This window comes from Amycolatopsis sp. NPDC049868 (assembly GCF_044461365.1).
Classification (GTDB): Bacteria; Actinomycetota; Actinomycetes; order Mycobacteriales; family Pseudonocardiaceae; genus Amycolatopsis.
This window is the reverse complement of the sequence record NZ_JBITKV010000012.1, coordinates 226,144-240,318: the sequence shown is the minus strand read 5'-3', so window position 1 is coordinate 240,318 and position 14,175 is coordinate 226,144. Positions and strand designations below refer to the sequence as shown.

11 protein-coding genes are annotated in these 14,175 nt (G+C 69.4%); 1 reads left to right on the top strand and 10 read right to left on the bottom strand.

Annotated features, from left to right (window positions below):
* Window positions 1–89: 89 nt before the first annotated feature.
* The 10 genes from ACIBTM_RS36705 to eccD all read right to left on the bottom strand — a co-directional run bounded on the left by ACIBTM_RS36705 (window position 90) and on the right by eccD (window position 10,073).
* Complete coding sequence (locus tag ACIBTM_RS36705; protein WP_395881763.1) at window positions 90–1,193, bottom strand: hypothetical protein; 1,104 nt, start codon at window positions 1,191–1,193, stop codon at window positions 90–92.
* A 62-nt stretch (window positions 1,194–1,255) separates the two neighbouring features.
* Window positions 1,256–1,576 (bottom strand): hypothetical protein, encoded by a 321-nt coding sequence (locus ACIBTM_RS36700; RefSeq protein WP_395881762.1) that lies wholly within the window; start codon window positions 1,574–1,576, stop codon window positions 1,256–1,258.
* Window positions 1,577–1,586: 10 nt separating this feature from the next.
* Complete coding sequence (locus ACIBTM_RS36695) at window positions 1,587–3,554, bottom strand: hypothetical protein (RefSeq protein ID WP_395881761.1); 1,968 nt, start codon at window positions 3,552–3,554, stop codon at window positions 1,587–1,589.
* Window positions 3,555–3,560: 6 nt separating this feature from the next.
* Window positions 3,561–3,971 carry a YbaB/EbfC family nucleoid-associated protein gene (locus ACIBTM_RS36690; RefSeq protein ID WP_395881760.1) on the bottom strand — a complete coding sequence of 137 codons (411 nt, stop codon included), beginning with the start codon at window positions 3,969–3,971 and terminating at the stop codon, window positions 3,561–3,563.
* Window positions 3,910–6,009 (bottom strand): hypothetical protein, encoded by a 2,100-nt coding sequence (locus tag ACIBTM_RS36685; RefSeq protein WP_395881759.1) that lies wholly within the window; start codon window positions 6,007–6,009, stop codon window positions 3,910–3,912. The genes ACIBTM_RS36690 and ACIBTM_RS36685 overlap by 62 nt, the downstream gene beginning before the upstream one ends.
* A gap of 6 nt (window positions 6,010–6,015) precedes the next feature.
* Window positions 6,016–6,459, bottom strand: a complete 444-nt coding sequence (locus ACIBTM_RS36680) for a hypothetical protein (RefSeq protein WP_395881758.1) — start codon at window positions 6,457–6,459, stop codon at window positions 6,016–6,018.
* Window positions 6,460–6,492: 33 nt separating this feature from the next.
* Window positions 6,493–6,792, bottom strand: a complete 300-nt coding sequence (locus tag ACIBTM_RS36675; RefSeq protein WP_395881757.1) for a WXG100 family type VII secretion target — start codon at window positions 6,790–6,792, stop codon at window positions 6,493–6,495.
* Window positions 6,793–6,825: 33 nt separating this feature from the next.
* Window positions 6,826–7,236, bottom strand: coding sequence for a WXG100 family type VII secretion target (locus ACIBTM_RS36670; protein ID WP_395881756.1), 411 nt, complete (start codon window positions 7,234–7,236; stop codon window positions 6,826–6,828).
* 52 nt (window positions 7,237–7,288) lie between these two features.
* A complete protein-coding gene (eccB, locus tag ACIBTM_RS36665; RefSeq protein WP_395881755.1) occupies window positions 7,289–8,695 on the bottom strand; it encodes a type VII secretion protein EccB in 1,407 nt (468 codons plus the stop codon).
* 4 nt (window positions 8,696–8,699) lie between these two features.
* The gene (gene eccD, locus ACIBTM_RS36660; protein ID WP_395881754.1) at window positions 8,700–10,073 is read right to left on the bottom strand and encodes a type VII secretion integral membrane protein EccD; all 1,374 of its coding nucleotides are present in this window, start codon (window positions 10,071–10,073) and stop codon (window positions 8,700–8,702) included.
* A gap of 122 nt (window positions 10,074–10,195) precedes the next feature.
* Between eccD and eccCa the strand changes: the two genes are divergently transcribed.
* Window positions 10,196–14,170, top strand: coding sequence for a type VII secretion protein EccCa (eccCa, locus tag ACIBTM_RS36655; RefSeq protein WP_395881753.1), 3,975 nt, complete (start codon window positions 10,196–10,198; stop codon window positions 14,168–14,170).
* Window positions 14,171–14,175 lie beyond the last annotated feature (5 nt).

The following is a 14,175-nucleotide window of genomic DNA, read 5'->3' as shown; positions in this document are numbered from 1 at the left end:
CACGCGTGTCGTCCGTCCAGTCACGTGAAGCCGCCACATCGGGTGTAGGCGATCGGGAGTACCGACCGCCCTCACTCACGAGACCGACGTCACGCCTGGCACTTGGCCTTCACCATCGCCGCGGCGTGGTGCGCGTAGGTCTTGGTGGAACCCGACCAGTCACGGCCCCGGGTGAGCAACTGGACGGCCAGTTTGGCGCCGTTGATCCGGAACGTGCCGACGTTCACCCATCGGCCGCGGTTGCCGATCTGGTCGATCTGGAACGTGCCGACCGGGGTTCCCTTGTCGACCGCGAACCGGTCGTACACGCGGTAGACCGACGGGCTGCCACCCACCACGGTCACGTCACCGGTGGGGACGAACACCGAGACCGCGCACGAGCCGGTGGTCACCGGGCCGGTGTTGAACGTCCACAGTCCATACGCGCTCGTGTCGTCCTTGTTCGCGTCGCCGGACATGGGGATCGAGACGAAGGACGTGCCGCAGCCGCCGTTGCCGTGGTTCACCCAGCCCGCCTTGCCGTCGCTGTACGCGCCGACGCCGGTGAATCCGGTGCCACCGCCGCATCCGCGTCCGGCCATGCCCTCGTACGTCGCCGCGCTGACACCCGGAGCGGGCGGTCCCTGAGGCTGCTGGGCCGGCGGCGGGGCCGGCTGCTGCTGGGGCCCCGGAGCCGGTCCACCGCCCGCGCCAGGAGCCTGGCCGCCGGGGAGACCCGCGGTTCCGGGATCGGCGGCCGCGCCCGGCCGGCCCGCCGGTATCCCGTCAGCGGCCTGCCCCGGCAGCTGGTTGCCCGGCCGGCCTGCGGCCACACCGCCGTTGTCGGCGGGCGGCGCGGCGAGCCCCGGCACGAATCCGCCGTCCGGCGGGAGATCCTTCGCATAGCCCGCCGGCCCTGGCCCCTCGCCGGACGAGGCGTCGCCGAGCACTCCGCTGAGTGCCATCGGGAGGGCGACCAGGACGACACCGGCGATCGCCGCCGCCACGACCACCGGTTTCGACATCCCGCCCGGCGAGGGCGATTCGACGTCGGTGCCCGGGTCCACGACCGGCGGTACGGCACCGGCCGCGACGGTTTCGGCTTCCGAAGACGGCGTGGTTTCGGTGTCCGCCTTGGTTTCGGGGACGGCGGGCGCCGCCGTTTCCGCCGTGGCGACCGCGACGCCGGTGGACTCTGCTGGGTCCGAGGGCATGGTGTTCCCGCTTCCTTTACTGGCTCAGGTTGGCCGACGGCTCCCACACGACCGCCGGGAGATCACTGACGCTTGAGTCCTCTGTGGACGTTCTCGATGTTCTGGCTCTCCGTCACGGCGAGTTTCGCGGCCATCCCCTTGGTCACGTTGGTCTGGTTCTCGACGACTTCGCCGATCGAGACGAAGGCGCCTTCGATCTTCGTGACCGGGTCGCCGAGGTTGGTTTTGATCTCCTCGCCCATCTCGTCGTCTCCGGCGGCCTCGAAGACCAGATCCCGCCGATCGACGCCGAGTTCACTGATCTTGCGCATCTTGGCGCCGATATCCCGGTACGCCTCGGCAAGGGCTTGCATGGCCCGGGGGTCCGCCCTGAAATCCGTCATGATCCCGCCCTCATCCCGTGGTGGTGCCGGTGTTCTGACCGGTGCCTTCGCCGAATCCGAAAGTGTGGTCGCGCTGGGTGTCCGCACTCAGCCGAGTGCTGCCGTGACCGCGGGTCCGGCGCCGGCGCCCGCCGAGTACGCCCGGAGCGACCGCCGGGTCGGTGCCCCAGGTCTCCTCGTCCTCGGCGATCCAGGTCGTCCGGTCGCGTTCGGACTTGCCCTGCCCGGCACCACCGGCCCCGCCCGCCGAGGGCGGATAGAACGGCACCCCGCTCCCGTTTCCGGTCCCCGCCGTACCTTTCGGGCCGCCGAGTGTCTGCGGGCCGCCAGGCTTCCCTCCCTGCGACGAGGCGGGCGACGGCGACGCCAAGTCCGGCGACACCCCGATCCGGCCGCCACCGAGTGCGCCCGGTCCACTGTGGAAATTCGACTGGGGGTCGAATTTCGACATGGTCATGGGCAACGTGTCGGGAGCACGGAACGGCGGGAGCGACGGCGGGGTACGCCGCAACGACTTGAGATACCGCTCCATCGCCGACTCGCCGTTGTCGCCGGTACGGGTCGTGCCCGGCGGCGGATACGCCTTGCGCAACCGGTCCTTCTGTTCCAGGTTCCCGGTGCCTCTCGGTCCGATGATCTCGCCGTTCCCGTTCACCCGTGAGCCCGGCGGGACGATGATCGGCCTGCCGTCGGACCCCAGTACCGGTTTGCCGTCGGGTCCGATGACGGTCCCGTCCCGTCCGACGTACGAACCGGTGGGCACCTTCAGGAAGTTGTTCGGCCCGCCCACCCGGGTGACCGGTGGCGGGAACCGCCCGCCGGGGCCGTTGACACCGACGTGGGTGACCGGTGGTGGCGGTGGTGGCGAGGACGAGGTGGGCCCCGGGCCGCCGTCCCCGGTCGACCCGTCCCCTCCGCCGGGTCCGGCACCGTCACCCCCGGACCCCGCGCCGCCGTCCCCTGTACCGCCGGAACCTCCCGAAAGGTTCAGCTGGACGGGGGTCCGGAGCGTCGGCAGATACGGAAGCGACTGGCGGTAGGTCAGGTCGAGCAACCAGGCCACCGCCGCCGCGTTGGTGTCCGCGACCTTCAGGTGTTCCTGCCAGACCCGTTGCGCGGCGATCTCCAGCTTCTCGCGCGGGGCGGTGTTACCTTCGTCCAGGACTCCGCCGAGAAAGGTGCTCTTCGGCCAGCCGTCCTTCTCCCTGGTGTACTTGGGCGGAGGATGACTGGCGAAATCCGCGGCCAGCTCGGGGGCCTGCCAGATCGCGCGCACCACGCCGCTCGGCGTGAACAGCGCCGATCCCGGCGCGGTGACCGCGAACCCCAGGCCGGTGTCATAGGTGAAGCTTTCGCCGCCCTGCCACCGCGCGCGTCCCTCGTCGAGCACTTCCCCCGCCCGTTTCAGCAAGCCGCCCGCCAGGTGGAGCATCTCCCAGGTCGTGAAGTCCTTGGTCAGCTGGGCGACGAGCCCCTGGCACTTGGTGGCGAGCCCGTCCAGCACAGTCCAGAACGCGCCCGCGCCGGTGCCCTGGAAGGCGTCGCCGCGGTGGCCGGTCTTGTCCCGCCAGGTCTCCAGCGGGGCGACCTGTGCGGTCAGCCAGTTCGCCACCCCACCGACGGTGATCGACGCCCGCTCGAAGGTGGAGTGCTTCCCGACCGGGTTCGCTTCGTCCCGCAGGGAGTCGACGACCTTGTCCCCGGTGGTGAAGTAGGTCCCGGCCGCGCTCTCCAGTTCCTTGCTCGGGTCGGCGACGGCGTACCAGGAGGTGAAGAACGTCATGCCTTCCGCGTGGATCAAATTCGTCGGCACCTTGTTACTGGGGCCGCGGAGATGGGTGTAGACACGCCACGTCAGCCACGGCACGCCGAGAACGGTCGAACGCGACGGCACCACGGGGACCTCGGGATCGCGGGTGAAGATGTTGAGCGCTTCCTCCCACACCCATTTCGTCGTTTCCGGCCCGCCCAGCGCCACGGAGGATCAGTCCCTTCCCCTGCCGAAGACGTCGGAAGGCGCCTCTTTCCACAGAGCCGAGAACGCCTTGTCGACGTCGGTGCCGCCGGTCATGGCGGCACGGAGGTCGTCGCGCTGGTCCATGAGCGGGCCGAAGACCTCCACGACGGTGTCCGCCATCTCCCGGCGGGCGCGCTCCAGCACGTCGAGCAGGGTCCTGGCCAGTTGCTCCGGCGGCATGGACCGGTACTTCGTGGTGTTGAACTTCAGTCCCACCACGGAGTTCTGCGCGTCCATAGTCACCGTGACCATCCTGTCCGGCGAGGTCGCCGAGGTGGTCCGGGACGCGAGATCGGCCTTCGCCGACTCGATCCGGTCACGCTGATCCCTGAGCATGACCATGGTCTGGTGAAGTTGTTCCTCCAGCCAGTCGGCCATCGTTTCCTCCCTGTCCGTAGTCGCGTGCGCCGCCGGCACCCCGGCCCGCCGTCCTGCCTCGCCGCCTGCGGCCGCCGAGTACCGAAGGCGGCAGCTTCGGATCGGTGCCCCAGGTCTCTTCGTCCTCGGTCAGCCAGGTGGTCCGGTCGCGTTCGCCCTTGTTCTGGTCGCCGCCCGCACCGGCACCGGCGCCACCCGCGGTCGGCGGATAGAACGGGACTCCGCCCATGCCGTTCTGCTGATTCCCGTTGCCCTGCTGGTTCTTGATCAGCGAAGGGCCGCCCTCGGTCGTCACCGGCTTCTCCGGTGGCCTCGGCGTCTCGTACCCGCTCGCCACGCCGAGGCCGCCCGGCGCACCGACCGATCCCACGGTCGTCCTCGGCACCGACGGTCCACTGTGGAGAGTCGGCGCACCACCGGTGGACGTCGACAGCGAAGGCGCTCCGAGCAACGTCGGCATCGACGGCGTATTGCCGCCGCGCAACGACTTCAGGTACCTGTCCAGCTCCGACTGCCGCGACTCGTCCTTCTTGACCGGGTCCGGCCGGGCCAGCCGGTCCTTCTCGGCGAGCTTTTCGCCCTTCGGCCCGATGATCTCGCCGTTGGGCCCGACCCGGGAGCCGGGTGGTACGACGATCTGCCGCCCGAGCGGGTCGAGCAGCGGCTTCTTGTCCGGACCGAGCACGACGCCGTCGGGTCCGACGGACGAACCGGACGGCACCTTGAGCTGCTCGTCGGGTTTCGGCGGGGCCGGTGGCGGTTTGGGGCCGCCCGGCGACGGACGCGGCGGAGGCGGAGGCGGGGGCCCGCCATTGGGTCCCTTCTTGTCCTTGTCGCCCTGGGAACCCTTGGTGTCCTTGTTGTCCTTCGAGGGGTCCGGGATCTTCGGCGGCCCCTCCTTCGAACCGGGTGGCGGTTTGGGGCCGCCCGACCCGGGCGGCGGAGGCGGTGGGGGCGGGCCCTGCGATCCGGGCGGAGGCTTCGGCGGTGCTTTGTGGAGGTTGAGCCGCCTCGGTTCCCTGATCTGCGGCAAGAGCAGCTTCGCGGCGTTGTAGCTCGTCGGGAGGCTCGTCAGCACCGTGGTGGCGGGAGGATCCAGGACGTTCTTGATGTGATCGACCCACAGATTCTGAGCCGCGGTGGCGATCCCGTCCCAGAAGGCGGGGTTCCTGGCATCCGCGCCGAGGATGGTGCTCCTGGGGTAACGCTCGCCCCCGGTCCCGCTCCAGTCGTCGTCCCTGGCCTTCTTCAGGTCTTCTGTGAACTTCGTGGAGCTCCAGATCGCCCTCAGGCATCCTCCCGGCCAGGCCAGCTGACTGCCCGGCAACGTCAGCGCTCCGAACAGACCGGTGTCGCGAGTGAACTCCTCGGAGGACTTCCACCGGGTATGGGCTTCCTGAAGCTTCGCGAAGGCCCATTCGAGTCCGCTCTTGCCCTCGTCCTTGTCCTTCGTCGAGGGATCGTCCTTGTTCCCCAACGCGTTCTTGAGCGCGTCCGGCCGGACACCCAGCTGCCTGACCAGGTCGTTGCTCTTGAAGATCAGGCCGTCCAGGACGTCCCGGAACGCACCGGCGCCGGTGCCCTGGAAGTCGTCACCCTTCTTCCCGACCTTGTCCTTCCAGACGGTCAGGCCCGCGGCTTGTTCCGAGAGCAGGGTCTTCGCGCCGTTCAACGAATCGAACGCCCTCGTGAACGTCCAAGGCTGCGCCACCGGATTGGTGTTGTAGTAGCCCTGCATGGACTCGATGATGTCGTCCATGTTGCCGTAGAACTTGGTCATCACGGGCGTGAACGCCTCGTAGTTCGCGCTGCCCACCGCCCAGTACTCCATCCACCATGTTTCGGTGGAGGCGAAGAAATCCCAGCCCTTGGGGTCGGGGAGCCCCCGGCTCTTGGCGTAGACGTCCCATTTGAGCCACTGGATCCCGGTGATGGTCTCGCGGCTCGGTACATGGGTATCCGGTGCGTCGGGATCGGCGAAGATCTTGAGCGCCTCTTCCCAAGGTTCCTTCGACACCTTGAGCTCTGTGGAAGTCATCGCGGATCAGGTCCCCGCGCCGCCGGGGGCGGGGGCGGGGGGCGGGGCAGGGGCGGTCGCGAGGATCTCCCCGAGCTGGCTCATGTTCAGTTCGGTGGACAGTTTGATGTTCTCGTCTTCCCCGCTCATCGCGAGGCCCACCACGTAGGTGATGTTGTCGTTCAGCTTGATGAGCTGGTTCTTGATCGCGTCGATCTGGGTGTACAGCGACGGACCGGTGCCCGTGGTGGGTGCCTCGTATTTCTCGATCAGCAGCTTGGCGGGCTCCCACGACTCGGAACCGGCCAGCAGCCGTCGTTGTCCCTTGGCGCTGCCCACCGTCAGAGCCAGTTCCGCGACGTGCGGATTCGTCTCCAGATCATCGACCATCTTCTGCAGCACCTTGCTCTGGAAATCCCGCAGAAAGCTCACCGTGATCTTGATGTCGCCGCTGTCCGGCTTGTTCGCCACGTCCCTACTCCCTTTCCCGGAACCGGCTCGGAATCAGATCTGGAACTTCGCCCCGATGTTCTTGTCGGTGTTCTGGTAGTTCTCGAACGACAGGGCCAAGGTCTGGTGTCCCTTGGCGAACCGGCCTTCCATGGCCTTGGTCGTGGCGTGCCAGCGACGCTGCAGGTCCTCGTAGGCCGTGGCACCCTGGCCGATCCAGCTGCTGGTCATCGGCTTGATGGCCTGCTCCAGGTCGACCAGCGCGGAGTCGATCTGCTTGCTCAGCGCGACCATCCGCTCGGCGAGGTGCGGGACGTTGCCGCTGACCGCGAAACCGTCATAGGAGGTGCTCATGATCGTTTCCTCTCGAAATCAGGGATGGAGTGGTCAGGCCAGCGCGTCGAAGATGCGGTTGCCCTCGTTGCCGCCGAAGGCCGTCACCGCGGTCAAGTTGATGTCGTCTTCGGTGGTGTTCATGGTGTTGTCGCTGTCCCGGACCATGTCCTTGATCTCGGTGAGCATCTTGAGCACCTGGAGGTAGTCCGCCTCCCACAGTTCGAGCTGGTTGAGGAAGGTCTGGGACGCCGCGCCCTGCCAGCCCGCCCGCAGGTCGCTGCGGACCGAGGTCACTCCCGAGTGGATGTTCTTGCACGCGGATTCGCACGTCTCGATGGCGGTGATACCGCCCTTCATCCCCGTGTCGGTCTTCTGGAACTGCATGTTCATCTTCTCGCTCGTCCCTTCCTCGCGGTCTCGCGGACTTTCACCGGTCCACAGCAAGGACACCAAGTCCGGCACCGGCAGACCATGCGGAACAACCGGCAGAAGTCGCCGCCGGGGATTCCTCCGGTCAGGAACCGCAGGCCGCGACCGACGGCAGGACCGTTCCGCCGTCACGCAGGATCGCCGGATCCAGCGGGACCCCCGTCGGCATCAGGTTCAGCAGGGTGATGGGCAGCCCGTTCGAGGCCGTGGGCTCGAAGCCGAGCGCCTTCGCGCCTTCAGCCGGAACCGGGTACTTCACGCCGGTGTCGGTCACCAGGAAGAGGGCGTCACCGGCCCGCCCCGACGCGGCCGAGGCCCGGACGAGGGCACCCGAGCCGGGGCGCACCGCGATCCGGTCGATCCGGGAGCAGGGTGCCGCGATGCCGGGCCCCGCCGTCGGCGCCTGTCCGGACCGGGTGACCGTGTCCGTCACCGCCACCTGGGTGCGTGGCGCGTCGCCGTCCGGGGTGACGAGCGCGCACAGACCCTGTCCACTGTGGAGAGTCGCGGCCTTCGGCGGGTTCACGGGCGGTGGCTGCTCGGCCGAGGACAGCCGTTCGCTGACCACCCGCCCGGGCAGCGGGGCCACCGCGACGTCCCCGCCGCCGTACGCGGCGCGGCGGATCTCCGGATCGGCGGTCAGCAGCCGGGTGTCGAGTTCGGACAGCGGCGTGAGCCCCGCCTTCGTCAGCACGTAACGCCGCGCGGGTTCCCCGGACACGGTGTAGAGCCTGCCGATCCGCGATTCCGTTCCCCCGAGTGCGGGGCCCGCCTCGCCGAGCCCGTCGATCGCGGGCGGCGCGAAATCCGGGCCCGCGGGCAGCGCGTCCAGCAACGCCGCCGGGACCTTGGCGGGCTGGAGAACCCCGTCGATCGCGTCGAGCGCGCCGCGATCGGTCGCCACCCGGTGGCGTTTTCCCTTCCACAGCAGGAAGGTCGCCCCGTCCGGGGTGACCGCGACGACGGCGGCGTCGTCACCGAGCGGGTTCGCCGTCACCCCGCCGACGCGCAGCGCCGTCGGACCGGCCTGATCGCGGTCCACGGAGGTGCACACCTCCCACGGATCGCCGGCGAGGACGGGCAGCGAGTCCGGCGCGCCGATGATCCCCAGCGGCTCGCCGCGCGGCGCCTCTTCGAGTGAGGCCTCGGAGACGTGCTTGACCACGAGCTGGTTCCCGGCGACCAGTTTGGCCGACGCGAAGTTCAGCACCGGCAACAGTTTTCCGCCGGCGTAGAGGAACCGCGCCCCGGACGAGTCGGCCACGACCAGCGCGCCCTCCACCCGCCACGATTTGTTCCCGCCCGGGGAGACCAGCCCGAACACCAGCAGGCCGAGGCAGGCGAGGACGGCGACCAGCATGCCGATGACACTGCCGCGGTAGGTCCGGTGCAAGGGGCTCTCCGGCGCGTCGGGATCGACCCGCAGCAGCGCCGAGGTCAACCGGCCCAGCATGAACCGGTGTGCCTGGACCTGATCGGTTTTGGCGTTCATCCGCTCAGCCCCCGAAACCGCGCACGAAGGCGAACACGCCGATCAGCCACAACGCGAGCGGCAGCAGCGAGATCGCGGCGAGGGTCTCCACGAGGTCCGCGATCCTCCCCCAGTGCGGCAGCATCCGGCGTCCGGGCAGGGTCCAGCGCGCCACCAGCACCAGGGCGGCCAGCGCGAACACGCCCGCCACCAGCGGCAGCGGACTGTCCGAAGCAGGCTGTGCGGCCAGCAGCAGGCGCAGCAGGCCGTACCCGCCCGGCACGATCACCGAGAGCCGCTGCCACACACTGCCCAGCGCGCGGCCGTGCACCAGCAGCAACAGGCTCAGCACGGCGGCGAACGTGACCGCCTGCCACGACCGGTCGCGGACCACGAATTCGAGGGTGACCAGGCAGGACAGGCCGATCGCGGCGAACAGCGCGGTCACGAAGGCGTCCGCGATCAGTCCCTTGCCGACGACCTCTTCGCCGGGATGCGGATCGAGTTCCTCCTGCAGTTCCTGTGCCGTGGTCGGCAGGCCGGGCAGCCGCAGCCCGGACAGCCGGAAGGCGATCCTCGGTACGAAGGCGCCGAGCAGGACGGCGATCACCGCGATGATCGTTGCCGAAGCGGACGCGGATTCGGCGCCGAGCATGAGCACCAGCCCACCGGTCGCGCACAGCAGCCCGAACACCGCGACGGAGACGAACACCGGCGCGAACCCCGCCACCGCCGCCATCCCGAGCGCCGCGGCTCCCGCACCCGCGACACAGGCGGCCAGCAGCCGGGCCCCGGTCAGCACCGGGCCTTCCGGTCCGTGCGGGATGAGCGAACCGGCCAAACCGACGAACGGGACCGCCGCCAGCGCCAGCGCCAGGGCGGCGGCGTCGTCACCGAGCGCGCGGGCGGCCGTGGCCGCGCACACCAGCAGGAAGAAGGCCGCCACCCCGGCGGACAGCAGGACGGGCCAGGTGGCGGGCGCGGTCACCAGCAACCAGAACCCGAGCGCCACCGCGGCCAGCACGCCGCCGAGCATCGTCCACCGCGTGGCCTGCGCGCTCCACGAATCCGGCCGGGCACGGGCCTCGGTGGACAGGCCGTCGATGATGTCGTCGAAATGCACGGCGGGCAGCTGTTCCCGCCGTGGCAGCAGATGCAGGGTCTCCCCGTCGCGCAGTTCGAGAACGTCGACGGTGGAGTCCTGGTCCAGCGGCGGATCGCCGAGCCGTTGCAGGATCCAGCCGTCGTGGTCCACGCCCTCCTCCGCGAGATCCTGACCCGCGTGGGCGAGGATCGTCGGCATCAGGTCGATCAACGGGATGTCCACCGGGACGGCCAGCGCGAAACTGGTCGCCGGAGCACGGACACGGAGCTTGCACAGTCCTGAAGTGGTCGCCATGGCACACGCCTTCGATCGGGCGACCGACGCGGGGAATCGTGAGTGAACCGTCGCGTGGTCGGATTTCGTCACCTCTAGTGGAGCTGCCACCACAGCGCGTCCGAGAGGGAAGGAATCCGGGCTTGAGTGTAATCACATTCCGCAAGGGGCCGCGACGGCCAGGACCGGAAATGCCCGAGGGCGAGCTGAGTATCCAGGAACCGCCCACGCTGCCCGAAGTCCAGCGCAGCGCCGGCGCGGTCATGATGTACCTGCCGATGGCGCTGTCGTCGACGGCGACGGTGCTGCTGTTCGTCCGCCCCGGTGAGAACGGCGCGTTCAGCTATCTGGCCGCCGGGCTGATGACCGTGTCCTCGATGGCCATGCTGGTCGGCCAGCTCGGCCGCAGCGCGGGCGAACGCAAACAGAAACTCAACGACGCCAGGCGCGACTATCTTCGCTACCTGGCCCAATCGAGGCGCAAGGTCAGGGAGGTGGTGACCAGCCAGCGCCAGGCACTGGCCTGGCGGCATCCCGATCCGTCCTCGCTGTGGTCGCTGCCCGGTACGACCCGCATGTGGGAACGCGACGCGCAGGACGACGACTTCGGCGAGATCCGCGTCGCGCGGGGTCCGCAACGCCTCGCGTGGCGGCTGAACCCGTTGTCCACCAAGCCCGTCGACGACCTCGAACCGCTGTCCGCGCACGCGCTGCGCCGATTCATCCACGCCTACGGCACGGTGCCCGATCAGCCGGTCGCGGTGTTCCTGCCGTCGTTCGCCCGGATCCTGGTGCAGGCCGCCGGTGCTGAGAGTGACCGGATCCGGGCGCTCGCGCGGTCGATGATCGCGCATATCGCGGTCTTCCACTCCCCCGCCGAACTGCGGATCGTCGTGCTCGCCGCACCGGAACGCCAAGAGGCCTGGGAATGGGTGAAGTGGCTGCCGCACAACCTTCATCCCAGTGAGACCGACGGGGCGGGAGAAGCCCGGCTCGTGGTGGAGTCCATCGCGGAACTGGAGACCGCGATGGGCGACGAGTTCGCCATCCGGCCAGGATTCGATCCGGACGCCCTGCCCGACGTCCACGAACCCTGCGTGATGCTGTTCGTGGACGGGGTCACGCTGCCGCCCACCTCCCGGCTCGCCGGAGAGGGCTACCGCAACACCACCCTCGTCGACCTGTCCTCCGCACTGTCCATTCAGGACGATCCGCTGACCCTGCGGCTCCGGCTCGAAGACCGGACGCTGAAGCTGATCACGGTCGATCAGCACAACAAGGAGGTGGCGGGCGACCTCGGCCGCCCGGACGGGATCGGGCTCAACACGGCGACCGCGCTGGCGATGCGGCTCTCGCCGTACCGGGTCGGCGCGCGGCGCAAGTCGGCCGAGCCGATGGCCGTGAACTTCGACCTGACGGCCATGCTGGGCATCAACGACATCCAGACTTACGACGTCGCCGCGGGCTGGGCGGCGAAACGGCCCGGCGGCAGGCTCCGGGTGCCGCTCGGCATCGGCCCGGGCGGGCAGAAGGTCGATCTCGACATCAAGGAATCCGCCCAGTCCGGGATGGGCCCGCACGGCATGCTGATCGGGGCGACCGGTTCCGGGAAGTCGGAACTGCTGCGCACCCTGGTGCTGGCGCTCGCGCTCACGCATTCGTCGGAGATCCTGAACTTCGTCCTGGTGGACTTCAAGGGTGGCGCGACGTTCCTCGGCCTCGACGGGCTGCCGCACACCTCCGCGGTGATCACGAACCTCGCCGACGAGGCCGCGCTGGTCGGCCGGATGCGCGAAGCGCTCAACGGGGAACTGGTGCGGCGCCAGGAACTTCTGCGCAAAGCGGGGAACTACAGTTCCGCGCTGGACTACGAACGGGCGCGGGCGAACGGGACCCCGCTCGATCCGCTGCCGACCCTGTTCCTGGTGGTGGACGAGTTCAGCGAGCTGCTGTCGGCGCATCGTGACTTCATGGACCTGTTCATCATGATCGGACGGCTCGGCCGTTCGCTGGGCGTCCATCTGCTGCTCGCCTCGCAGCGGCTCGACGAAAGCCGGATCCATCAGCTGGAATCGCATCTGTCCTACCGGATCGGCCTGCGCACCTTCTCCGCCATGGAAAGCCGCGGCGTGCTCGGGGTGCCGGACGCCTATCAGCTGCCGTCCGATCCGGGGAACGGGTTCCTCAAGAGCGGCACCGCCGCGCTGGACCGGTTCAAGGCGGCCTACGTCTCCGGTCCGCACCGCGTGGTCCGCCGGAACGTCGAACAGGCGGTGGTGGCGCAGCAGGTCGTGCCGTTCACCTCGAAGTTCGCCGCCCGCGCCGAACCGGTACCCGAACCCGATCCGGTGGTGGCCGAACCCGAACCCGAAGGTTCGGTGCCGAGCCTGCTGGAGCTGGCCGTCGACCGGCTCCGTGACGCCGGTCCGCCCGCCCACCAGGTCTGGCTGCCGCCGCTGGACGCGCCCAGTTCCCTCGACGAACTGCTGCCACCACTGGTGGAGACCCCGGAGCACGGGCTCACCGCGCCGGAGTGGTCCGGCCGCGGTGCGCTGACCGTCCCGATCGGACTGATCGACCGGCCGTTCGAGCAGGCGCGGGATCCGCTGCTCGTCGACCTGGCGGGCAGCGACGGGCACGTCGCGATCGTCGGTGGCCCGCAGAGCGGCAAGAGCACGGCCCTGCGGACCCTCATCACCGCGCTGGCGCTGACCCACACCCCCGCCGAGGTCCAGTTCTACTGCCTCGACTTCGGCGGTGGAACGCTGACCAGCCTGCGAAAACTCCCGCATGTCGGCGGGGTGACCGGCCGCCTCGACGTCGAACGTATCCACCGCACCATCGGCGAGGTCACCGCGCTGCTGACCCGCCGGGAGCGGTTCTTCACCGACAACGACATCGATTCGATGGCCACCTACCGGCGCAAACGGGCGGCCGGGGAATTCGCCGATCAACGGCACGGCGACGTCTTCCTGGTGGTGGACGGCTGGTCCACGATCCGGCAGGACTTCATGGATCTGCTGCCGACGTTCGTCGAACTGGCCTCACGCGGCCTCAACTACGGCATCCACCTGATGCTGGCGTCGAGCAGATGGAGCGAGATCATCAGCGCCGTCCGCGATCTCGTCGGCACCCAACTCGAACTCCGGCTCGGGGACCCGGTCGATTCGGTGATCAACATGCGCGCGGCGGCGACCGTGCCGAAGATCGCCGGCCGCGGCCTCACCGACAAGGAACTGCACTTCCTCACCGCGCTGCCGTCGATCGACGGAGTGGACCGCGACGTCGCCGACCACGTCGAGGCGCTGGTGGACCGGATCGTCGCGGCGTGGCAGGGCCCGCCCGCTCCCGGCGTGCGGATGCTGCCGCCGGTACTGGACCGGGCCGAACTCCCCGGCCCGGACGCGGACGTGCGCCTCGCGCTCGGCCTGGACGACCAGCGTCTCGAACCGCTGTGGCACGACTTCGAGGACAACCCGCACCTGATGGTCGTCGGCGACGTGGAATCCGGGAAGACGAACCTGCTGCGGCTGGTGATCGACGGCATCACCCGGCGGTACACCCCGCAGGAGGCCCGGATCATCACCGTCGACTACCGCCGCGGCCTGTACGACGCCGTACCCAAGGAGTTCCAGCTGGGCTACGCGGTTTCCGGGGACTCGGTGCACGACATGATCGACGGCGTCGCGCGGGCGGTCCAGACCCGGATACCCGGCCCGGACATCACGCCGGCGCGCCTGCGGTTGCGTGACTGGTGGACCGGGCCGCAGGTGTTCGTCGTGATCGACGACTACGACATGGTGTCCTCGTCGTCGAATTCCCTGTTCCAGCAACTGTTCGACCCGCTGGCGCAAGGCAACGCGCTCGGTCTGCACCTGATCGTGGCCCGAGGCGCCAACGGGATCGGGCGCGGCGCGAACGATCCGCTGCTGCGGCGGCTCACCGAGGTCAACACCCCGGTGATGCTGCTCTCGTGCCCGCTTTCGGAAGGCATCGTGTTCGGCGAGCTGCGGCCGCGCGTCCTGATCCCCGGGCGGGCACAGTACGCCACCCGGCGCGGCACGACCGTCGTGCAGACGACCCTCTCGGCCCACGAGGCGGCGCTCGTCGCGAAATGACCGGA